This window comes from Microbispora bryophytorum (assembly GCF_043197435.1).
Lineage (GTDB): Bacteria > Actinomycetota > Actinomycetes > Streptosporangiales > Streptosporangiaceae > Microbispora > Microbispora bryophytorum.
Genome location: NZ_JBICTF010000012.1, coordinates 153,651 through 176,532, shown reverse-complemented (window position 1 = coordinate 176,532; position 22,882 = coordinate 153,651). Strand labels below are relative to the sequence as shown.

Here is a 22,882-nt window from a genome sequence, read left to right as displayed (position 1 = left end):
CCGAGAACGAGCCCCAGACTGGAACCAAGCCGGCCGGGGCCGTCCTCAGGTAGCAACCTCTGCCTCACCCGCACTCTTGGAAAGGCCATGACTCGGCAATGACTTCCCCCGCATGGTTCGCCAACGCCGTTCTGTACCAGATCTACCCGCAAAGCTTCTCCGACTCCAACGGCGACGGCATCGGCGACTTGAACGGAGTAACCGACCAGCTCGACTACCTGGCCTGGCTCGGTGTGAACACCGTCTGGCTCAACCCGTGCTTTGTCTCACCGTTCCGAGACGCCGGCTACGACATTTCTGACTACCTCGCCGTGGCCCCCCGCTACGGCACCAGTGACGACCTGGTCAAGCTGACCGACGCCGCGCGCCGCCGAGGCATCAGGATCCTGCTGGATCTGGTTGCCGGGCACACCTCGGATCAGCATCCGTGGTTCCTCGCCTCCGCGAACGACCCGACCGATGAGCGCTACATCTGGGCCGAGGCCACGACACTGCCCGAGGGATGGGTGCCCTCCCCAGGCAGCCGCCCCGGCTCGTACCTCCGCAACTGGTTCGACAGCCAGCCCGCACTCAACTTCGGATATGCGCGCATGGATCCGGACGAACCCTGGCGGCAGCCCGTAGACGCCGACGGCCCGCGCGCCAATCGCGCCGCGCTGCGCGAGATCATGGACCACTGGCTCGGCTTTGGGGTCTCCGGCTTCCGCGTCGACATGGCTCACACCCTCGTCAAGGACGACCCCAGCAAGGCGGAGACGTCCAGGCTATGGACCGATCTGCGCGGGTGGCTCGACCGCGCGCATCCCGAGGCCGTGCTGCTCGCCGAGTGGGGCTACCCCGAGCAGTCCGTATCCGCAGGCTTCCACGCCGACTTCTTCCTGCACTCCGGCGGTCCCACGGGCGGCCGTGCCATGCGCTCGCTGTGGCACAACCGCGAATGCCTGGATAGCGACACCTGGGACCCCGTTGACTGCTTCTTCGACGCCGAGGGCAACGGCTCCCCCCGGCTGTTCTATAAGACATGGAAGTCCGCGGCTGCCGCCGTCGGCCCCGAACACCTCTGCCTGCCCACCTCCAATCACGACTTCGCCCGGCTGGCCTGCGGGCCGCGCACCGCAGAACAGCTCCCCGCGGCCTTCGCATTCCAGCTCACCTGGCCAACCCTGCCCGCGATCTACTACGGCGACGAGATCGGAATGCGCTTCATCCCCGGCCTGCCCGATACAGAGGGCAGCGTTGTCGGGCCCCGCTACAACCGGGCCGGATCGCGCACCCCGATGCAATGGGACGACACCAGGAACGCGGGCTTCTCCACCGCGCCCGCCGACGCTCTCTATCTCCCCCTCGACCCTGCGGCCGACCGCCCGACGGTGGCTGCGCAGCGGGCCGACACCACCTCGCTGCTGCACCGCGTGCGGCGGCTGATCGCACTACGCACATCCACTCCGGAACTGGGCCCGGCAGGCGACGTGCGGGTACTGCACGACGGCTACCCGTTCACCTACCTGCGCGGGGGAAATTACCTCGTCGCCATCAACCCGCGCCGCGAGCCGGCCAGCCTCCCGCTTGCCCTCGACGGGCTGGACGGTGCCGTCCCGCTCGAGACCTCGGGGGTCACCGTGCGCGAAGGGGCCCTTGACGCCGACGGATTCTCCTACGGGGTCTTCGCACTCACCGGTCGCTGAGTGACCTGTGGGAAGCCGCTGGCCATCACCTCGGCCGAGGCCGCCCGAATGACCGAGGCCGCGCGGCGCTGAAGGGCTACGGCCCATCGACCGCACCTTCGAGGGACTCGACCCGAGGCACCGGGGGCGCACATCGCACAGGCAATGCGCCAGATGCCCGACGACCCCACCGCCGAGCAGGTGGACGTCTGGATCGAACTCGCCGGTCGTCGCGGACGAGGACTTCCAGCGGCGGGTACGCGAGATGGCGGTTGCGGGCGCAGCGGCACCTAGATGATTGAGTCCACGCCCGGAAACGTCGAATCAGAACCTGCTCCCGCAGAAGCAGACGCGCCGACGACGGCAGTCCGCTGGACCGCGCCCACCGCCGACGGAGAATCGCATCCGACAATCCCAACCCGAACCGGTTGCCGTAGAACGCGCGCTGCGGCTTTCCAACCGCCGCTCGGTCTGCCCTTGAGCGCCATCCGGGTGTTCAGCCTCGGCGCCACCACCGACATGCGCAGCCGAAGCCGCCGCCTGGACCGCGGCGCCTGCCGCCGTGGCAGGGGCCGCGGCTGGGCCATGCCGATCACGCTGGTCCTACCCGGCTGGCTCGGCGAGGGCGACATTGGCGCAAGGATCGCGAGGTTGCCGGCGATCAGAAGGATCCAGGGCAGCATGGCGCTCGAAGCCTAGAAGCCAGTCATTGGCGCTGCCGACGAGGGTAAGTCGCCGAGCTTGCCCCAACTTGCCCGTTCAGCCCGAGATGGGGTCGAGGTCGCCATGGGGTCTCGCGGCAACGACCAGTTGCTGGTCAACACTTGCGCGTGCGACACCCCGGCGGACTGGCCCCGTACTGGGCCTTGCGCAGATCGTCAGTGGTGACATGATCACCATCTACGTCGACAGCTACGGAAGGTCTGGGACCAGGCCAGCCCGACAGGGTCCTGATCTATGGCACGCCAGATCGACTGTTACGACGATCCTCGAGCCCCGAAGCCCGACAGTCTCGTCCCCTCGGTCAACGTCGTGGTCACCAAAGATGCCGGCGGCATCCTCATGATCCGGCGCAGCGACAACGGCAAGGCTGAGCAGCCGAGTAACACCCGAATGAACATCTGTTGACACTCTGGGCAGTGTCGCTGAACTGAGCATGAATCTCGTGGGAAGACTCTTGCGTCAGACGACTGTGCTGCTACGCGTGGCCTTAAGTTCGGTTTGTTAGCCGCTGTCTACTTTGCGAGTCCTTGCTGTGCGTTCTTCCGTTTTTGCCGTACCCGGCGGGCGGCGCCTGTCGGTGGTTGTGGCCGTGATCGTCGCGGTCGTGATCGTTGCGGTGACTGCGGTGTTCGTGTCGCGGACCTTCGGTTCAAGTCGGGAGCCCTCTTCGCCTTCGGCGGGCGCGATAGCGGTCGTGAACGGCTTCGATGCATGTGGTGACGGCTGGTCGGGTCCGGCCACCGGCGGCGCGTTCGATTTCGCGGTGTCGAATTCCACCATCGCCGGTGAAGCGGTCTACCTCGAAGGGGCCGATGACCGGAAGGTGTATGCCGAGGCTGAGGGTCTGGGCCCGAGCTCGGTCTACCACCTGCGGGTCACTCTCGCCGACGGCCGGTACCGGTTCGTGTGTATGCCGGTTGGCAACGATCCGATCGCCGGGCCGGTGGTGACGGTGCGCGATTCCCCGGCGGGGCTTGTCCCGACTCCTGGCATCGAGGTGGTGACCCGAGCGGATCTGCTTCCCGCCGCTCACACTTACAACGAGTGGGTCGGCTCCCGTGTCAAGGGACTGGCGAGCGACGCACAACGACTCGCCACAGCGATTGTGAGTGGCGACCGTGCTGTCTCACAGGCGGCTTGGCTGACGGCCCAGCAGGACTACTCGCGCCTCGGTGCGGCCTACGGGGCGTTCGGGGATCTGGCCGACGCTATTGATGGTGATCCAGCCGCGGGTAGCTCGGCGCTGGAGGACTCCGATCTGCATGGGCTGCGCAAGATCGAGGCGCTGTTGTGGAGCGATCGACCGATCGCCGACGCCGCGCCGGTTGCCTCGCGGCTCATCGCCGATATCGGATCGTTAACGGCGACGCTGGCCAAGACGCCGGTGAACGCGATCGACCTCGGTCTGCGTTCGCATGAGATCTTGGAAGACGCGATCCAGTTCACCCTCACTGGTGCCGACGACGCCGGTTCGCACACCGGGTTGGCGGTGATTGCGGCCGATATCGAGGCGACCCGCGCGGTGCTCGACCCGATCCGCCCCCTCGTGACACCCCGCTACGCCGGGCTGAGCGACGCGGACGCGTGGCTGGCCCGCACCGCGACCTTGGTTGCCTCCTACAAGACCGGCGGTACCTGGCGGGCGTTGGATTCGCTGGACCGCGCCCAGCGCGAAGCGCTCGACGCCGACTTGGAGCGCACCGTGGAGCTGCTCGCCCCGATCGCCGCGGTCACCGACCCGAGGGTGGCCGACCAGTGACCGAGAACCGGAACGCCGGCACGGGCGGAGCCGGCCCCAGGCGGATGGTGGGCCGGCGTGGGTTCATGGGCGCGGTCGGCGCGAGCCTCGGCACCGCCGCCCTCGGTGCGGGGATAGGTGCGGCGGCCGTTCACGCCGACGCAGCGCCATCGGCTGCGGACTCGTCGGCCGCGCCTACCGGTGGGCGGTTCGCCTTCCACGGCGAGCACCAGCAGGGTGTGCTCACTCCGCCCCAAGCCGCAGCGGCATTCCTGGCGCTCGATGTCACCGCGGCCGATCGTGCCGAGCTGTCCGAGCTGTTCCAGGCGATCACTAGCCGGGCACGGTTTCTGGCTGCTGGTGGTGCGCCGCCGTCGGTCGGCATCACGGCGCCGCCGTCGGACTCTGGCGTCGTGGGCCCCGACATCAGCCCGGATGGTCTGACCGTGACGCTGTCGGTGGGCGCGAGCCTGTTCGACGACCGTTACGGGTTGGCGGATCGGAAACCGGCACGGCTGGTGACGATGCCGGACTTCCCCAACGACGCGCTGCGCCGCGACATGTGTGACGGGGACCTCCTGCTGCAGTTGCGCGCCGACCATGCCGACACCGTGATCCACGCCATGCGCGACATCACCCGCGCCACCCGCGGCGGCATGGCCGTCCGGTGGCGGACCGACGGGTTCATCTCCCCGCCTCGCCCGACCGGAACACCCCGCAACCTGATGGGGTTCAAGGACGGCACCGCGAACCCGAACATCGACGACCCGGCCGAGATGGCACGGCTGGTCTGGGCCGCGACCGACGGCAGCGAACCCGCCTGGACCGCGGGCGGCAGCTACCACGTCGTCCGGCTCATCCGCATGCTGGTCGAGTTCTGGGACCGGGTTCCGCTGCGTGAGCAGGAGAACATGATCGGCCGCTCCCGCGACGTCGGCGCGCCCCTGACCGGAGTCAACGAGACGGACACTCCGGACTACCTCAACGACCCGAACGGTGACGCGATCCCCACCGGCGCCCACATCCGGCTCGCCAACCCGCGCACGCCCGCGACCGACTCTTCGCGGCTGCTGCGTCGCGGCTACAACTACAACGCCGGCACCGACACCAACGGCCAGCTCGACATGGGCCTCATCTTCACGACCTTCAACCAGGACATCAAGCGGCAGTTCGCCGCCGTGCAGCAGCGGCTGGTCGATGAAGCCCTGACCGACTACATATCCCCGTTCGGCGGCGGCTACTACTTCGCGCTGCCCGGTGCCCGCGACTCCAATGACTGGCTCGGCCGGACCCTGATGAACTGACCGGCCCGCCAAAGTACCCACCAAAAAGAACCCGAAAGGCACCATGCAATGCGCTCCATCGGTCACAAACGCGCCGCCGTCGCGGCCGCGTCGGTTGCCGCCCTGGCCGCGACCGTGTTCGGCGTCGCTAACCTCGACACGTCAGCCAGCGCCGCACCGAAGGCCGACAATTCCGCCAAGACTGCGACCCCGATCAAGCACGTCGTGGTGATCTACGAGGAGAACAACTCCTTCGACCACTACTTCGGCACCTACCCGCATGCGGCCAACACCGACGGCACCCCGTTCACCGCCAAGGCGGGAACGCCGATCCCGAACAACTACATCTCCCACCCGGACCTGCTCACCAACAACCCGAACGCGTTCAACCCGCAGCGTCTCGACGCGGCGCACGCGCTCACTTGCGACCAGTCCCACTCCTACGGCAGTGAGCAGAAGGCCTTCGACGGCGGCCTGATGGACCGCTTCGTCGAGGAGACCGAGACCAGCAGTTGCAGCCCGTCCACGCTCTACGGCACCGACGGCATCGTCATGGACTACTACGACGGCAACACCGTTACCGCGCTCTGGACCCTGGCCCAGAACTACGCCATGAGCGACAACAGCTTCAGCACCGGCTTCGGCCCGTCCACGCCGGGCGCTCTCAACCTGGTCTCGGGCAACACCTCCGGCGCGCTCAGCGTGAACTCCGTCACCGGGGTCCCGACCTCAACCACCACGACGACCGTGACGAGCGACCCTGACCCGTTCTACGACGACTGCGCCGACAGCAACCACACCAAGACCGGCAACCTCACCAAGATGACCGGCAAGAACATCGGCGACCTGCTCAACTCCCGCGGCGTCAGCTGGGGATGGTTCCAGGACGGCTTCACGCCGACCACGACCGCGGCCGACAGCCCGACCGGCTACGCCGTCTGCGGCGCCCAGGTGCCGATCACCGCGGAGAACGCGAACTTCCCGCTCGGCGCCTATGTGCCGCACCACGCGCCGTTCGCCTACTACGAGTCGACCTCCAACCCGCACCACCTCCTGCCCGCCTCGCTCGACGAGGTCGGCCACGACGGCCAGGCAAACCACAACTACGACGTCAGCTACTTCTACCAGGCGCTGGCCGCCAACAAGCTCCCCGCGGTCTCCTTCGTGAAGGCCGCGGCCGCCCAGGACGGACACCCCGGCAGCTCCAACCCGGTCGACGAGCAGATCTCCCTCGTCAAGGAAATCAACGCCATCGAGGCCTCGCCCGCTTGGGCCGACACCGCGATCGTGATCGCCTACGACGACTCCGACGGCTGGTACGACCACGTCGCCGCCACCATCACCAACGGCAGCGCCGCCAGCGGCAACTCCGCAATCTGCACCGACGCCGCCACTGTCGACATCGGCGGCCAGGTCAACCGCTGCGGCCCCGGCCCCCGCCAGCCGCTCCTGGTGATCTCGCCCTACGCGAAGAAGAACTTCATCGACCACACCCTGACCACCCAGTCCTCCATCCTCAAGTTCATCGAGGACAACTGGAACACCGGAAGGGTCGGCGGTGTCTCCGCCGATGCCACCTCCGGAGACCTGGACAACATGTTCGACTTCAAGGCGCCCCCGGGACAGGCGATGCGCCTCACCCTCGCCGCCAACGGCACGGTCGCATCCGAGTCAAAGGTCCACGGTAACGGGAAGGGCAACCGCAAGAACTAGCAGAACGCCTACGAACCACTCAATAAACACCTCAAAGTGGGCGGGGTCAGCTTCTGCTGACCCCGCCCACGGCGTTGTTGAGCCGCTCCTGAGGATTGGTTCGAGGGACTGTACGGTCTTCGGCTCTGTCCTGTAATCGGTGGTGGCTTTTAGCGATCTTCATCGCAGCAGGATGCGGTGGCGCAGGAGGTCGAACCGGGCCCGGCCGTGCATCTGCCGCATGATTCTCTTTGTTCGGGTGTTGACGCCAAATCCGCACGTCATGTCCCTTCCCCACCCGTATGCCCTCGCACGATGTCGGGCTCGCTACGCAGTGCCTGCTTGACCGCGCGGACGACCACTGGGGCAGGATCGGCGAGCTTTCGGGCGATCCGGGTGAGGGGTCCGCCCAGGCGGCGGACGGCGCGTACGGCTTCCGCCCGCACCCTGGGACTCGTGTGCTCCAGAAAAGGCAGGAGTACGTCCACATCCTGATGCGTGCCGCATTCGCCGAGGCCGGCGACCAACGCACGAGCCCGGCCCACCGGCGAATCCACGGCCAGGGCGCTCCGGTAGATCGCGGCAGGATTGCGGCCCGTGCGGCGGACCGCCCACTGCGCGGTGGCGCGCATCATCGCCGATCGATCAGCCAGATGGGCCACACCGGTTTCGGGGCGGCCGAGCTTCACCAGGGCGGTGAGCGCCTCGATCCCGACCTTCGCGCTTCCCTCTGTCAGCAACCCTTCCAGCACGTCGACGCGCCGGTCTCTAACGGCATCGGCCACGAGCCATTCCGCGCACAGGAGCCGGCAGACCCCGTCCTGTTCGCTCAGGGCGGCACGCATGATCTCCTCATGCCAGGAACGGCCGGACTCCAGCCACAACCGGTACGCCAGACGCCGGACCCCGATGTCCTGGTGCGTACGGGCCGACGCCAGCACCCCGTCGGACGCCGCACGCAGTGCCCCCGCAACGGCTTCCACGGCATGCCCACCACGCGCCCACGATCCGACCGCCACAGCGACACTCGCCGCCGCCAACAACGCCGAGGTGCCCGCCGACCTCAACGCGGCGGTCAGCGACCTGCGTGCCCGCTCACGCACCTGCGGCACCCAATCGGCGGTCCGCAGCACCAGAACGGGCAGCAGCAACCCATCTGCGGCCGTGGCCAGGCCCGCGACCGCCGACTCCCTTCGGCTCCCGTCCCGGGAACAGCCCGCCACCAGTGACGACAGCCGCTCGTCCCCCAGCAGCCCGGTTTTCGTCGCATTCTCGCCGTACGTCACCGCGGGCGTGCGCAGCGCCCGGTCGAGCCCGATCCAGGTCTTCGCCCCGGCGACCGACAACATCGCCAGCACCTCGTCCGCCGGCTCCCGGCCGGCAGCGGCTGCGGTGACCCGCATCGCCAGCGGGCCATATCCGGGAGCGTGAAACTCACGGACCACGCGGATCGTCCCCGCCAGATGAGCGTTGAACTCCTCCAGCTCCTCCGCCGGAACCCACAGCTCCACGATGGTCCGGCCGCCCGCCTGCCGCACCGGATAGCGGCGCGCGAAGTCCGCATCGAGCTCAAAACGCGTCACAAAGCCGGCTCCCGACGCCGGGACGTTCCAGTCACGAGCGATCTTCACCGCATATGCCTCGTTAAACACCGGATAGAAGATCGGCTGATCGGGCAGCCGAGGCGGCCAGGCCCGCCACCCCGACGCACGCACCAACGCCAACTCCGCCGGTCCCACCGGGCGCCACAACCTCACGGCGGCCCGCCCGCCCGTACGCGCTCCGCTCTGCTCATCGGTCACGAAACCCGAGTGTCGCGATCCTGTCAGGCTCTGACCACTGGATTTCCCCGGCAACGCCTCGGGCCGGCAGACCCGCCGGGGGCCTCCCCGAAACGCAGGAACCAGTGAGGCCATCGGCGGCATATGAGGACGGCCATCGCTGCTACCGGTGGTGCTGACAGTACTCAATATGTAGTTCCGCCCGCGGACGGCGGCGGTCCGGATACCCCATCCGCCTCCGGCCCAGGCTGATTTCAGCGCAGCAATGCGCGTCGGGGCTCTCCGCGAGATCCCCCCGACAATCTTCCGCCAGGGCACGCACCGCAGCTGCCTCCAGTTCGTACGCCTCGCGCTGCCGATCAGGAATTGGTACGGGTGCCGTTGCGGGCGTTGCCCGTCAGACTCCCGCCGCGTTCGTGCTTGTCGTAACCGAGATCGCCGGTGATCTCGCCCGCCAAAGGCGGACCCAGCACCAGCTTGGTCAGCCGGCCCCGCAGCCCGTTCTCGCCGACCGGCTCCAGGCCGTCGGCGCGGGCCTGCTCCACCAGCTTCGCCACCAGTTCCCGATCCGAGGCCTGCGGCTCCTTGTCGCGGCGCAACAGCCTGCCGGGCGGGTGCTGCCGGACCCGGCGGTGGCGGCGCGTCTCACATGAACGGATCGATCGGGCCGCGCCGGCGGGCTCGGGAGTTCGCGGTGCGACCTGCCGCTGCACGGCTTCAGCCAGCGGATTCGCGATTCCGCGCGACCGCACGAACCGGCCTTCGCCCATGTGATCCACAAGTATCGATCGTTTATAGGTGGGCGATATCGACCGCTCCAACACTGGTGCCACGAAAGATCCTTGCCGCGGCGAACACCCGGAAGGTGGCAAATGATTCGCGTAGCAGAGATCACTATTGGAGCGTTTCCAGGCCAGGGCGCGTACTCACCTGGCTGCCTGGAGTCGATGCTGACCGACAACCACGTTCGGCAGGTCGTCGACGAGATCGACGGGATCGCGACCCGGATGCTGGGGCGAGGTCTCAAGGACACGGTCCTGCTGACCTCACCCCCCACGGCCGAAGAACTGCTGTCCGACGCGCCGGACGTGCTGCAGGTCGCGGCCTTCGCCACGTCCGTGGCGCTGCACCAGTTGCTCTGCCGCCACGGCGCGGAGATCACTCTGCTGGTGGGACACAGCCTCGGTGAGATCTCCGCGCTCGTCGCCGGGGAAGCACTCACCGTCGCCGAGGGCACCGAGGTGCTCTGTCACCGGATCCTGGCGCTACGGGAACACGACACCAGCGGCGGCCGGATGCTCGCGCTTTCCTGCGGGCGGGACCGGGCCGAGCAGATCCTGGCGCTGCTTCGTGACGGCGACGCCGTCGTGGCCGTCGACAACGGGCCGAAGCAGACCACGGTGTCCGGCACGCCGGACGCACTCACGAGGATCGAGGCGATCGCGGCGGCCATCGGGGTGCAGGGCACGCCGCTGCTGGCGCCGCATCCCTTCCACAACCCCCTGCTGCAGGAGGCGCGAGCCGACTTCGCGCGCCGCATCGCGGGCGTGCGGGCCCGTGACCTGCGCACGCCCGTCTACTCGCCGATCCTGGGCCGGTACTACCGCGCCGGTGAGGAGCTCGGCCCACTGCTGGCCTCCCACTTCGTCACTCCCGTGCATTTCGGCGACAGCGTGCGGCGGCTGTCCGACGCCGGAGCCCGGATCTGGGTCGAGCTCGGAGCCGGCCGTACGCTGACGAACCTCGCCCGTTCGATCGATTCCAGCACGCTGGCCCTGGTTCCGCTGGCCGGCCGTACCAGCTCGGTCTCCGAGGTGGCGGCCTTCCTGCGCCCCGCCGCGGCTCCGGCGCCCCCCGCCGTTCACACAGCGGCCCCCCTGAGCGTCGGCGCGCCTGTGGCCGGTCCCGCCCACGTCCCGGTGCCCGACGTCATTCCCGTGTCCGCGCCGTCACCGGCCGCCCCGGCCGCCGCCGTCCCGGATCGCGAGGAGATCGCGACCCGGATCAGGCAGCTCTACGCCCGGATCCTGGAATACCCGGAAGAGGTGTTCGAGGACGCGGCCGAACTCGAAGCCGACCTCGGCGTCGACTCCGTCAAGCAGACCGAGATGTTCGCCCAGGTCGCCGAGGCCTTCGGACTCGGAATGCGCCCCGACGGATTCCGCGTCGCCGACTACCCGACCTTCGGCGCCGTCGTGGACTTCGTGCATCGGAGCGCCCCTCCGGTGCCGTCGCCTGCCCCCGCGCCCGCCCCGGCGCCGGTCTCCGCGCCGCCCGTCACGCCCGCGCAGGTCACTCCTGCCCAGGCTCCGGTCGATGCGCCCGCCCCGGCCGCCGCCGTCCCGGACCGCGAGGAGATCGCGACCCGGATCAGGCAGCTCTACGCCCGGATCCTGGAATACCCGGAAGAGGTGTTCGAGGACGCGGCCGAACTCGAAGCCGACCTCGGCGTCGACTCCGTCAAGCAGACCGAGATGTTCGCCCAGGTGGCCGAGGCCTTCGGACTCGGAATGCGCCCCGACGGATTCCGCGTCGCCGACTACCCGACCTTCGGCGCCGTCGTCGGCTTCGTGTGCGCCGCGCTCGACGGGGCGGAGGTCGCTGTCCGATGAGCGAAGGCTTCACATTGGCAGGCAAGATCGCGCTGGTCACGGGTGGCGCGGGCAGTGTGGGACGGCACATCACCCGGCAGCTCAGCGAGGCGGGGGCCACCGTACTGGTGGGGTGCTTCCACTCCTACGACGCCGCCAGGGAGATGGTGGCCGAGCTCACGGCCGAAGGGCGCAGCGCCGGGGTCGTCCGCGGTTCGGTGGCCAAGCCGGCGCAGGTCGAGAAGATGTTCGCCGAGATCGGCGAGCGGTACGGCCGGCTGGACATCCTGGTGAACAACGCGGCCGCGGGGGTGTTCGTCAGCCTCGACGAGCTCACCGACGAGCACATGGACCGCGCGTTCGCCACCAACGTCAAGGGCGCGCTGTGGTGCTCCCGCGCCGCCAGACCGTTGCTCGTCCGGGCCGGGGGCGGCGCCATCGTCAACGTCTCCTCGATCGGCGCCTCCTACGCTCCGGCCAACTACCTCGGCGTCGGGATCTCGAAGGCGGCGCTGGAGAGCCTCACCCGCTATCTTGCGGCCGAGTTCGCCTGCGACGGCATCCGCGTCAACGCCGCCTCCGCCGGACTGATCGACAATGAGGTCGGCCGGATGTTCCCCCGCTTCGACTCCGTGCGGGACAACACCGTGGAGGCCACCCCCCTGGGCCGGCTGGCGTCCGAGGCGGACCTGGCGGGCCTGGTGACCTTCCTGGCGACACCGGCCGCCCGGTGGATAACCGGTCAGACCGTCGTCGCCGACGGCGGCCTGGGCCTCCTGCATCGGGCCATGTCCCCCGACCCCGACGTCAGAACGCCGGACACGGCGCCGGTCCCCGCGTCCGTCACGGCATCCGTCACCGCACCCGAACCGGCGCCGGTACTCGCCGAGGACGAGGACCCGGTCGTGGTGGTCGGCATGGGCCTTGCCATACCCGGCGCTTCGGGACCCGAGGAGTTCTGGAAGCTGCTGACCGAGGGCGCCGAGCTGTTCACCGAGGTGCCGGCCGACCGCTGGTCGGTGGACGGCTTCCACCACCCCGACCCAGCCACTCCGGACAAGACCTATCAGCGCCGGTCGGGCTTCATGACCGGGTTCACGCCACATCACGCGCTCGCCGCCGAGCTGGCGGACCTGGGTGAGAACCTCGACTACACGGCGCTCTGGCTACGGCACAGCGTCCACCAGGCCCTCGACGGCGTGCGGCGCGACGACGGCGACCGGTTCAGCGTGGTCGTCGGGTACACCCCCGACGGCAGCCAGCACCTGCAGGAATCCCTGGTGCGCCGGGAGGTCCGCGACTTCGCCGCCGGAAACGACGTCGATCCCGACGACCCGGAGCTCCGCGCGTTGCTGGATCGCTGCCTGCCGCTCGGCGATCGGGCGCTGCCACCGCACCGCGTCGGACGGCTGGCCGTTCACGGCCTGCTTCCGGAGGACGCGCCGGTGACGATGCTGGACACCGCCTGCTCGTCGTCGCTGTACGCCATCGACCTGGGCGTACGCGCGCTGATGGCGGGCGAGGCCGACATCGCGGTCTGCGGAGGGGCGTTCGCGCTGGCTCCCTCCGGGTCGGTGCTGTTCTCCAAACTGCACGGCCTGTCCAGGCGCGGTGAGGTACGCGCCCTGGACAAGTCCGCCGACGGGGTGCTGTTCTCCGACGGCGCCGGAGTCGTGGTGCTGAAACGGCTGTCCCGGGCGCTGGCGGACGGTGATCGCGTCCACGGCGTCGTCTCCGGCATCGGGTTGTCCGCCGACGGCAAGGGCAAGGCCATCTACGCCCCGTCCAGCGGCGGCCAGGAGCTGGCCGTCCAGCGGGCCCTCGCCAAGTCGGGGCTGCGGGCCGGCGAGGTGGACTGGGTGATCGCCCACGCCACCGGGACGCCCGCGGGCGACGAGGCGGAGTTCACCGGGCTGCGTTCGGCCTACGCGGGGGAACGACCCGTCCAGGTCACCTCCAACAAGTCGCTGGTCGGGCATACCGGCTGGGCCGCCGGGGTGGTGTCGATCATCCACGCGCTGCTGGCGCTGCGGCACGGCGTCATCCCCGCCCAGTACCGCTTCACCGAGGCGCCCGCGTACTTCCACACGGACACCACCAACCTCACCATCCCGGCCGAGCCGGTGGCGTGGCCGGCCCGGCCTGAACGGGCGCGCACCGTCGCGGTCTCCGGCTTCGGATTCGGCGGCACCAACGCCCATCTGCTGCTCCAGGAGCACGTACCGGGCCTGCGTTCCGCGTTCGGGTACGGCGAGCGCCGCCCCGAGCCGCTGGTGCTCGTCGGCTGGTCCGCCCATCTTCCCGGGTGTGAGGACGAGGCCGCGGTGGAGCGCTGGGCCAGGGAGCGCGTCGCGCTGCCCGCCTCGTTCGGCGAGGTCTACCCGCCGCCGCCGTTCCAGAAGCTGCGGATGCCGGCCAGCGCCGTACGCGCCACCGACCGCGCCCAACTCATGATCGTCGAGTGTATGCAGCGGCTGGACCCGGCGGTCCGGGCGGCGTGCGACCGGAACCGCGCCGGGACCGGCGTGGTCGTCGGGCACGTGGGCCCCACGCGGAACGCGATCCTGTACGCGCTGCGCGCCTACCAGGACGAGCTGCTGCGCGAGGCCCGTCAGGCGGCCGAACCGGAGCCTCTGCTCACGCTGTTCAAGAAGTTCAACGAGCGGGTGCAGGAGCTGATCGCGGCGCCGGTCGAGGACTCCTTCCCCGGTGAGATGCCCAACGTGGTGCCGGCCCGGTTGTCGAACTACTTCGACCTGCGTGGGCTGAACATCGCCGTGGACGGCGGCCCCGACTCGCTGGCCGGCGCCTTCGAGCTGGCCGGGCGCTACCTGGAGTTCGGCGACATCGACATCGCGCTGGTCGCCGGGGTCAACGGCAACACCCTGCCCTCCTGGCGCGGGCTGCTGGCCGAGAGCGGGGTCGCCGCGGACGCCACCGAGGGGGCCTTCCTGTTCGCGGTCACCCGGCGCTCGTTCGCAGAGAGCGAGGACCTGCCGGTCCTGGCCGAGATCGACGCACTTCTCGAGGGAGGGGCCTGATGCCCTCGCCTGCTGTCACCCTTCCGGGCGCTTGCGGCGCCCCCGGCCTGCTGGCCCTGGTCACCGGCGCGTCCGCCGGCGACGTCAGGCTGGGCGGCCTGACCTTCCGCCGCCCATTCTCCAGACCGCACGAACCGCACGGACCGCAACGACCGCGCCAACCGCGGGAATCGCCGGGGGCGTACGGGGCAGCCGAGCCTGCCGAACGCACTGACAACTCCGATCGCCTGCTCGACAGGTACGTCCTCTCCTTCGCGCCGGCCGTCGCGGAGCGGGTGCGCGACGATGTCGCGGCCCTGCCGCCGGGCGTGGTGCTGGTCACCGGGACCGACCCGGGCAGGCTGACGCTGCCGCACGACGCGATCACGGTGAACCCCGACGACGACCTGCCCGCCCTGCCGGAGGACGACGGGCCCCGGCACATCAGGGTCCTGGTGGACCTGTCGGATCCGGCGCTGACGGCACCCGGCTGGTCGCCTCAGGCGGAGCGGCTGCTGCGGCTGCACGAGCGCATGTTCCTGGTCGTGCGGCACTACGCGGCCCGCTGTGAGTCACTCCTGGTGACGCTGGTGGGCGGCATCACCGACACGGGGGTCGCGCTGCCGTTCACCGGCCTGTTCACCGGGTTCGTCAAGAGCCTGGCGCTGGAGCTCCCGGCTGTGCCGATCGTGGCCACACTGCACACGGAGAGCGACGCCGCCTCGGCGCTCGACGCGGGGGCGGCCGAGCTGGCCAACCGCCGGCTGCTGCCGGTGGTCGCCCACGTGGGCGGACGCAGACTGACCCTGCGCGCGCTCGCCGAGCCGGCCAGGCCCACCGAGCCGCCGGTCGCACGTGAGTCCCTCGTGGTGGCGGCGGGCGGCGCGCGCGGGATCGGCGCCGCGCTGCTGACGGCGCTCGCCGAGCGGTACGGCCCGCGCATCGTGGTGCTCGGCAGCACCCGCCTGGACGTCTACGACCCTGAGTTGCTGGACATCGACCCCGACCAGGCCGCCGCCACACGTCCGGCGTACATCAAAGGGCTGATCACCGGACCCGGCCGGATCGGAGTGGCCGAGGCGAACGCGGCGTTCGACAGGCTCCAGGAGGCCAGAACGGTCCGGCGCACCCTGCGGGAGCTGGAGCGGCACTGCGGCGCGGGCCGTGTCGCCTACCTCCACTGCGACCTGCGCGACCGGGAGGCGGTCGGCCGGGCAACGGACGCGATCGCCGCCGAGCACGGCCGGATCGACCTGCTCGTCAACGTCGCCGGGACCAACAGGGCCTCGGCCGTGGGCACCAAATCCCGGACGGACTTCCTGGCCGTACGGGACCTGAAGCTCCGCACCTATCTGAACCTGAAGAGCGCGCTCGCCGGCGCGCCGCCGCGCCGCTGGTGCAACTTCGGCTCGTTCGTCGGCTTCACCGGTCAGCACGGCGAGACCGACTACGGCTCGGCCAACGACTTCCTCAACAGCTCGTCCGCCTGGGCGGCGGCGCGCGGCGAGACCGAGTTCACCATCGGCTGGACCCTCTGGCGCGACATCGGCCTGGGCGCGACTCCGATCATGAAGGCGTTCCTGGCCAAGGCCGGCCAGTTCACCGCCACCCCGACCGAGGAGGGTGTGGCCCACTTCCTGGCCGAGCTGGGACACCCGGCTCCCCCGGCCATGACCGTGCTGTTCGGCGAGAAGGAACGCGCCGCGATCACCGCGGCCGTCCCCGAGTATCTGGACTGGTGCGCGCACCCGCCCCAGTTCCTCGACAAGGTCGTCCGCGGTCCCGGTGAGCTGACCGCGTCGCGCACCTTCGACCTGGACCGCGACGGCTACCTCAGGATGCACGTGGTCAACGGCTATCCGACGTTGCCGGGCACCTTCGTGCCCGAATTGGCCGCCGAAGCCGCCAAGGCCCTGGTGCCGCATCGGCTGCCGGTGGTCTTCGAGGATGTGCGGCTGGAGTCGTTCCTGCGGGTCTACCGCAACGGCCGTCCCCAGACGAAGAAGATCCACGCTCAGCTGGTCAGCGAGAACGCCGAGGAGTCGGTGGTCCAGGTGCGGATCCTGGGCGACGTGCACGGCCCGGGCGGCCGGATTCTCGCCAAGGACAGGCTGCACTTCTCGGCCACCGTGAGGATGCGTGACGGCTACCGGACCGCGCCCTCGTGGCAGGCGTGGGACGACACCGGCGCGACCCCGGTGGCCGACCCCTACCATGCGCCCGCATCGGCGGCGCTGCTCACCGAGGTGTTCGTCTCGACCGACGGGACCCGGCTGCACCCGCGCGGACGCCGCGCCCGGCTGGCGCTGGACGCCGAGGGAGTGCGGCGCTGGTTCCCCGACCTGCTGGTGCCGTCGGTGCTCCTGGACGGACTGGCCCGGGTCGCCGTACTCGATCTGGTGGACGGCAGGTGGACGCCCGTGGCGATTCCCCGGTCGATCCGCAGGATCGAGGTCTTCGGACCGGACAACGACGCCGTCCTGCTGGGCCGGCGGGTGGAGCTCTACTCCGTACCCGAGCATCTGGATCTGGAGGATGCCGCCGCGGACAACCTCTGTGTCGCCGTCGCGGCGAACGGCGACGTCCTGCTGGAGATCGAGGGGACGACCGGCCAGGTCCTCGGATACGTGGACCAGGAGACCGGTGCCTTCCTCTGCCGTGACGAGTTCGCAAGGAGACAACGATGACAGTCAGCGAGGACCACGGACGGACCGGCGGCGGGGTGTGCCCCTTCACCGGCGCCACGGCCGAGGAGACCAAGCAGGACGTGACCGGTCCCAAGGGGCTGCCGCTGGTCGGCATCACCATGAACCTGGGACTCAACCCGTTGGACTTCACCCTCAAGACCCAGCGGGACTGGGGCTCGATGGTCAAGATCAACCTGATTCCCAACGACTACATCCAGGTCACCAACCCCGAGGCGATCGAGCGGGTGCTGGTCAGCAACATCGGCAACTACCGGCGCGGCAAGCTGTACAAGACGTTCCACTCGTACATGGGCATGGGCCTGCTCACCCTCGACGACGCCGAGTGGCGCGCGCACCGCAAGGTGGTGCAGCCGGCCTTCACCCCCAAGCGGATCGGCGCGTCCATCGCCGAGACCATCGGCGCGGCGCAGGACGTGTTCGACCGGTGGGAGCGGCGCGCGGCCACCGGCGAGGAGTTCGACCTCGTCGTGGACACGATGGACCTCAGCGCCCGGGTGCTGGGCAAGGCGCTCATCAGCAGGGACCTGTCGAGCAAGGAGCGGACCTTCACCAAGGCCGTCGCCGCCGCGCTGGAGGTCATCTTCAAGAACGTCAGCAGCGTCGAGGAGTTGCTGGTGCCCAAGTGGGTGCCCATCGCCTACTTCCGGCGCAAGCGCAATGCGCACAAGGTCCTCAACAAGATCATCGATCGTGAGGTGCGGGAGCGCACGGCCAAGGGGGACCCGGGCGACGACGCGGCCGGGCTGCTCATGAAGTCCGACCTGCCGCCGAACGCGCTGCCGGACAACCTGCGGACCATGTTCCTCGCCGGTTCTGAGACCACCGGGCTGAGCCTCGCGTGGGCCATCTACGAGCTCACCCGGGCGCCCTCCGTGCGGCGGCAGGTCGAGGAGGAGGTGGACCGGGTGCTGCAGGGCCGCATCCCCACCTACGAGGACCTGGACAAGCTGGTGATCACCAAGTCGGTGGTCGACGAGACGCTGCGGCTCTACCCGTCGGTCTGGCAGTTCCCGCGCGACCCGGTCACCGACGACGAACTGGCCGGGCACCATGTCCCCGCCGGAGCAACCGTCATGATCAGCGCGTTCGGCACGCACCGCAACCCGGAGGTCTGGGAGAACCCCAACGCCTTCGACCCCACCCGCTTCCATGACCCGGAGGAGCAGCGGCGCCGCCCCAAGTTCGCCTACCTGCCCTTCGGCGGCGGGCGGCGGCAGTGCATCGGCAAGCCGCTGGCCCTCGCGATCCTGGTCGCGTCCGTCGCGATGGCCTGCCAGCGCTACCGCTTCTCGCTGCCGCTGGACCAGGAGCAGGTCAAGCCCGGCGCGTTCATCACCATCTTCCCGGAGAAGTTCCCGAATAAGGGGATCCGTGTCACCGTGCGCCGCAGGGACCCCGTTGTCTCGGGCGCGCACACGGACACGGGCGCGGACACGAACACGGACACGAACACGGGCCCTGAGCAGGCCGGGCACGTGCCGGCCGAGCAGGAGCGGCCCGAGCAGGAGCAGGTGCGGGCATGACGGCAGGCGGCCGCTCCGTGGGCCGGGTCATCCTGGTCACGGCGATCCCGATGTTCCTGGTCTCGCTCAACAACCTGGTCGTGGTGAACACCCTGCCGGTCATCGCCCGTGACCTGGCCGCCCCGCCGTCCACGCTGCAGTGGGTCATCCACGCGTACGCCCTGGCCTTCGCCGGGCTGCTGCTGACCGGCTCGGCGCTGGGCGACCGGTTCGGGCGGCGCCGGGTGTTCGCGGGCGGTATCGCGATCTTCGCCCTGGGATCGGCCGGGTGCGCGCTCTCGGACTCGATCGGCTCGCTGATCGCCGCTCGGGTCGTCCAGGGCGCCGGAGCGGCCGCCGTGCTCCCCATCTCGCTGACCTTGCTGGCCGCCGGGGTTCCCCCGCGGCGGCGGAACGTCGCCATCGGCCTGTGGAGCGCGGTCAACGGGATGGGCATCGCGCTCGGGCCCCTGGTCGGCGGCGCCCTGGCCGTGGCCCAGGGCTGGCCGTGGGTCTTCTGGATCACCGCGATCACCGGCGCGGTCTTCGTTCCCGTGACCCTGATGGCGGTCGAGGAGAGCACCGGCGACGACGGCAGGCTGGACCTGCCCGGCATGGCGCTGGCGGCGGCGACGGTCGTCTCCCTCGTGTGGGGCATCACCAGGGCCGGCACGGAGGGCTGGGCCGCCCCGCCCGTGCTGGCCGTGCTCGGCCTGGCGCTCGCGCTGGGCGTCGCGTTCGTCACCTGGGAGCGGCGCGCGCGACACCCCCTGCTGCCGCTGCGGTTCTACCGGATTCCGGCGTTCGTCCTGTGCAACGTGGTGTCGCTGGCGATGTTCTTCGGGGTGTTCGGCGCGATCTACTGGCTGATGCAGTACCTGCAGGGCCCCCTCGGATATTCAGCGCTCGAGGCCGGGGTCCGCACTCTGCCGTGGACCGCGATGCCGATGCTGGTCGCGGTGCTGGCCGGGCTGGTCACCGAACGGGCCGGGGCCGGGCGCCTGATCGCCCTCGGCCTGCTGTGCGAGGCGGCCACGCTGGCCTGGAGCGCGCTCCTCATGGCACCGGTCGTGCCGTACTCCCAGATGCTGCCCATGCTGGTCCTCGGCGGGATCGGGATGGGCCTGGTCTTCGCCCCCCTCACCGCCGTCGTGCTCGCCTCGGTCGGTCAGGGCGAGCGAGGCCGCGCGAGCGGGGCCAACACCACCGTGAGAGAGATCGGCTTCGCACTCGGGGTGGCGGTGCTGACCACCGTCGTCACCCGCGCCCACCCCGCGCTCTCCGACCCCGTCGTCTTCGTCGCCGCGGTCCGGCCCGCCGTCTGGCTCGGCGCCGTCGTGCTCGCGGCCGCCGCACTCGCCGCCCTCTTCATTTCCAGGGACGCCGCCGGCCCGTCGATCGCCGTGTCCCGACCGCAAGCAATCGAGGTGTCCAGATGAACGTCGCCGTCGTCGTCAACCCCTCCGCCGCCAGCGGGCGGTTTCGCCACCGGTTACCCCAGGTGCTGTCCACGCTGGAACGCCGCCTCCGGATCGAGGTGCTGACGACCCGCAGCAGCGCCGACGCGGTCGCCGCCTGCGAGCGGGCGCTCGACGGCGGGGCGCAGGCCCTGGTCGCCATCGGCGGTGACGGCACCTTCCACACGGCCCTGCACGCCCTGGACGGGCGGGACGTCCCCTTCGCGCTGATTCCCGCCGGCACCTGCAACGACATGGCCGACGCGCTGGGACTGCCCGCCGACCCGGTGGCCGCGGCCGCGGCCGCCGCGGAGTCCCTCGCCGACGGCAACGTGCAGCAGGTCGACCTCGCCGAGGTCGTCTACCCGGACGGGCGCACGCTGCGGTTCGGCACCGTGCTGGCCATCGGGTACGCGGCGTCGGTGGCCGACCGGGGAGGGCGGCTGAAGTGGCCGGCCGGCCCGCGCCGCTACGACGTCGCGGCGCTGCTGGAGCTCCCGCGCTTCCGGGGCCGGGTCTACGACGTGACCCTGGACGGCGTGGCGGCCCAGCTCCCCGCGGTGCTGTTCTCGGTGGGCAATACCGGCCGATGCGGCGGCAAGCTCCACGTCTGCCCCGACGCCGACATCGCCGACGGCTACCTCGACGTCACCACCCAGGGGCCCAACAGCCTGCCGGCGACGCTCGGCTCGACCATGCGCCTGTTCAGCGGGGTGCGCAGCGCCACCGACACCTCCACCCGCAGGTTCCGCGTACGCGAGATACACGTCGCCTCGGCCGGTCACGTCACGTTCGCCGACGGGGAGCCGCTGCCGCCCCCGCCGTTCACCGTCCACTGCGCGGCAGGCGCCCTGACCGTGCCCAAGGTGGGCTGAACGGTGTCGGTCAGAAAGGTGGCGGTCAGGAAGGTGGCCCTGGTCACCGGGGCCTCCAGCGGCATCGGCGCGGCCACCGCCCACCGGCTGGCCCCCTCCCACCACCTCATCCTGGTGGCCAGGCGTGCCGACCGGCTGAAGGAGCTGGCCGCGGGCATGGACAGCGCTCTCGTCATCGCCGAGGACCTCACCGACCCGGAGGCGGCCGGACGGATCGCCGAACGGGTCGGCGCCGAACACGGCCGGCTGGACCTCCTGGTCAACAACGCCGGAGCGCACTTCGGCGGCGCCTTCGCCGACACGGGGTGGGAGCACGTCCACCGGTCCATGGAAATCAACTTCGCCGCGCACGTGCGGATGACCGGCGCCCTGCTTCCCCTGCTCCGGCGGTCGGCGCCGAGCGCCGTCGTCAACATCGCCAGCGTGGCCGGTCGTATCGGCCTCGCGCACTCGGGCGCGTACTCGGCGGCCAAGTTCGCCCTGAGCGGCTGGACGGAGGCGCTGCACGCCGAGGAGCGCGGCCACGGGGTCCACGTCGCCCTGGTGCTGCCGGGATTCGTGACCACCGAGGGCTTCCGGTACCGCGCCGACCGGGCGAGCCGGCGCACCCGGTGGATGCTCTCCACCCCCGAGGTGACCGCCCGCGCCATCGTCGCGGCGGCCACCGGCCGGACCGGCGAACGGTACACGCCCTGGCCGTGGTGGCTGCTGGCCGCCGGTCGCCGCCTGGTGCCGGGGCTGTACCGGAAGGCCGCCCCCACCATCCGGGCCTGACTCCGGGACTCGGCGCCGCACGTGGACGAGAGGACTTGACACATGACCATCCTGAGACCGGCCCTGCCCTTGGGGCGGTTCTACCTGGACCGGGTGACCAGGCCGGACACGCGCACGCTCATCGCGGAGCGCATGCTCGACGCCCGCGAGGACTACCTGCGCCACCATCTGGTCCGTGGTGTGCCGACCATGCCCGGCTGCTTCGCGGCCGAACTCGCCGCGGAGGCCGCCCAGGAGCTGGTGCCCGACCTGGTGGTGACCGGCCTTCGCGACCTTTCCTTCGAGAGCTTCCTCAAGCTGGGCGGCGGCACCGGGCTCAGCCCCCTGCGGCTGGTGGCGCGGCTGCGCGGCAGGGACGACGACGCCGAGAGCGCCGTCGTCGACGTCCAGGTGCTCGGCGACGTGGTCTCCCCCTCGGGAACCGTGCTGGTCAGGGATCGCCGCCACTTCGCGGCAACGGTCGTGCTCGCCGCCGAACACCCCAGGGCCCCGCGCTGGGCGCCGTGGCCCGCCGCCGAGGCGGTCCCGGTCGTCGATCCGTACCACGTGGCCGGCGGTGCGGTACGGCTCAGCGGGCCTTTCGTGTCGACCACCGGCATCCGGCTGCATCCGCTCGGCGTCCGCGCCTGGTACTCCAAGCCGGTCCCGCCGGACACCACGCCCGGCTCGGTGTTCGACCGGTTCCTGACCCCCGGGTTGCTGCTGGACGGCCTGCTCCGCCTGGCCGCCATGGACCTGGTGCGGGACAGGTACATCCCGGTCGCCGCCCCGACCGCGATCCGCAGGATCGACCTGTACGGCCCGGCCAACGACGCCGAACTGTCGGCGCTGCACGTCCCCGTCGAGCTCATCAGCACGCCGCGCGGGCCGTTCACCGGCGCCGAGCCGGTCACCCGGGGCGTGGCCATGCTGCCCGACGGCCGGGTGCTGCTGCAGATCAAGGACGTGACCGGTTTCCCCACCGGCTACTTCGACACGTTCACCGGCGAGCACGTCGACCGGTCCGTGGTCGAGGACGGCCGCCCGCTGACGCCCCCCACCCGGGTGGGCGCAGTCCCGATCTAGGCCACGTTC

Annotated in this window: 15 protein-coding genes and 2 pseudogenes; 14 read left to right on the top strand and 3 right to left on the bottom strand. The window is 70.4% G+C overall.

From position 1 onward, the window contains the following. Window positions 1–98 precede the first annotated feature (98 nt). The 6 genes from ACGFIB_RS32525 (at window position 99) to ACGFIB_RS32500 (ending at window position 7,121) form a co-directional block, all read left to right on the top strand. Window positions 99–1,685, top strand: a complete 1,587-nt coding sequence (locus ACGFIB_RS32525) for an alpha-amylase family glycosyl hydrolase (RefSeq protein ID WP_357263194.1) — start codon at window positions 99–101, stop codon at window positions 1,683–1,685. A gap of 456 nt (window positions 1,686–2,141) precedes the next feature. After that, complete coding sequence (locus ACGFIB_RS32520; RefSeq protein WP_393376911.1) at window positions 2,142–2,363, top strand: hypothetical protein; 222 nt, start codon at window positions 2,142–2,144, stop codon at window positions 2,361–2,363. 258 nt (window positions 2,364–2,621) lie between these two features. Next, window positions 2,622–2,792, top strand: coding sequence for a hypothetical protein (locus ACGFIB_RS32515; RefSeq protein ID WP_393376910.1), 171 nt, complete (start codon window positions 2,622–2,624; stop codon window positions 2,790–2,792). 127 nt (window positions 2,793–2,919) lie between these two features. After that, a complete protein-coding gene (locus ACGFIB_RS32510; RefSeq protein WP_393376908.1) occupies window positions 2,920–4,146 on the top strand; it encodes an imelysin family protein in 1,227 nt (408 codons plus the stop codon). Further along, complete coding sequence (gene efeB / locus ACGFIB_RS32505) at window positions 4,143–5,429, top strand: iron uptake transporter deferrochelatase/peroxidase subunit (protein ID WP_357263208.1); 1,287 nt, start codon at window positions 4,143–4,145, stop codon at window positions 5,427–5,429. Before ACGFIB_RS32510 ends, efeB begins: the two co-directional genes overlap by 4 nt. Window positions 5,430–5,477: 48 nt before the next feature. Next, window positions 5,478–7,121 (top strand): phospholipase C, encoded by a 1,644-nt coding sequence (locus ACGFIB_RS32500; RefSeq protein WP_393376906.1) that lies wholly within the window; start codon window positions 5,478–5,480, stop codon window positions 7,119–7,121. Between the two features lie 260 nt (window positions 7,122–7,381). On the opposite strand, the gene ACGFIB_RS32495 is transcribed toward ACGFIB_RS32500, so the two are convergent. The 3 genes and pseudogenes from ACGFIB_RS32495 to ACGFIB_RS36740 all read right to left on the bottom strand — a co-directional run. Further along, complete coding sequence (locus ACGFIB_RS32495) at window positions 7,382–7,732, bottom strand: HEAT repeat domain-containing protein (RefSeq protein ID WP_393377034.1); 351 nt, start codon at window positions 7,730–7,732, stop codon at window positions 7,382–7,384. Between the two features lie 795 nt (window positions 7,733–8,527). After that, window positions 8,528–8,839, bottom strand: a pseudogene (locus ACGFIB_RS32490) (ADP-ribosylation/crystallin J1); the annotation flags it as partial. Window positions 8,840–9,243: 404 nt separating this feature from the next. Beyond that, a pseudogene (locus tag ACGFIB_RS36740) lies at window positions 9,244–9,468 on the bottom strand (IS256 family transposase); the annotation flags it as partial. A gap of 285 nt (window positions 9,469–9,753) precedes the next feature. Here ACGFIB_RS36740 and ACGFIB_RS32480 point away from each other — a divergent pair. The 8 genes from ACGFIB_RS32480 to ACGFIB_RS32445 are packed head-to-tail and all read left to right on the top strand — an operon-like array spanning window position 9,754 to window position 22,873. After that, entirely contained in the window at window positions 9,754–11,493 is a 1,740-nt protein-coding gene (locus tag ACGFIB_RS32480) for an acyltransferase domain-containing protein (RefSeq protein ID WP_393376903.1), read from the top strand. Continuing rightward, the gene (locus tag ACGFIB_RS32475) at window positions 11,490–14,513 is read left to right on the top strand and encodes an SDR family oxidoreductase (RefSeq protein ID WP_393376901.1); all 3,024 of its coding nucleotides are present in this window, start codon (window positions 11,490–11,492) and stop codon (window positions 14,511–14,513) included. The genes ACGFIB_RS32480 and ACGFIB_RS32475 overlap by 4 nt, the downstream gene beginning before the upstream one ends. Next, complete coding sequence (locus tag ACGFIB_RS32470; RefSeq protein WP_393376900.1) at window positions 14,513–17,179, top strand: SDR family NAD(P)-dependent oxidoreductase; 2,667 nt, start codon at window positions 14,513–14,515, stop codon at window positions 17,177–17,179. The genes ACGFIB_RS32475 and ACGFIB_RS32470 overlap by 1 nt, the downstream gene beginning before the upstream one ends. Continuing rightward, window positions 17,176–18,723: a cytochrome P450 gene (locus ACGFIB_RS32465; RefSeq protein ID WP_142575410.1), complete on the top strand. Its 1,548-nt coding sequence runs from the start codon at window positions 17,176–17,178 to the stop codon at window positions 18,721–18,723. The genes ACGFIB_RS32470 and ACGFIB_RS32465 overlap by 4 nt, the downstream gene beginning before the upstream one ends. Continuing rightward, the gene (locus ACGFIB_RS32460) at window positions 18,720–20,141 is read left to right on the top strand and encodes an MFS transporter (protein ID WP_142575411.1); all 1,422 of its coding nucleotides are present in this window, start codon (window positions 18,720–18,722) and stop codon (window positions 20,139–20,141) included. The genes ACGFIB_RS32465 and ACGFIB_RS32460 overlap by 4 nt, the downstream gene beginning before the upstream one ends. Then, window positions 20,138–21,034, top strand: a complete 897-nt coding sequence (locus tag ACGFIB_RS32455; RefSeq protein WP_142575412.1) for a diacylglycerol/lipid kinase family protein — start codon at window positions 20,138–20,140, stop codon at window positions 21,032–21,034. Before ACGFIB_RS32460 ends, ACGFIB_RS32455 begins: the two co-directional genes overlap by 4 nt. A gap of 3 nt (window positions 21,035–21,037) precedes the next feature. Then, window positions 21,038–21,808: an SDR family NAD(P)-dependent oxidoreductase gene (locus ACGFIB_RS32450; protein ID WP_208762488.1), complete on the top strand. Its 771-nt coding sequence runs from the start codon at window positions 21,038–21,040 to the stop codon at window positions 21,806–21,808. Window positions 21,809–21,850: 42 nt separating this feature from the next. Continuing rightward, window positions 21,851–22,873, top strand: a complete 1,023-nt coding sequence (locus ACGFIB_RS32445; RefSeq protein ID WP_191053870.1) for a polyketide synthase dehydratase domain-containing protein — start codon at window positions 21,851–21,853, stop codon at window positions 22,871–22,873. Window positions 22,874–22,882 lie beyond the last annotated feature (9 nt).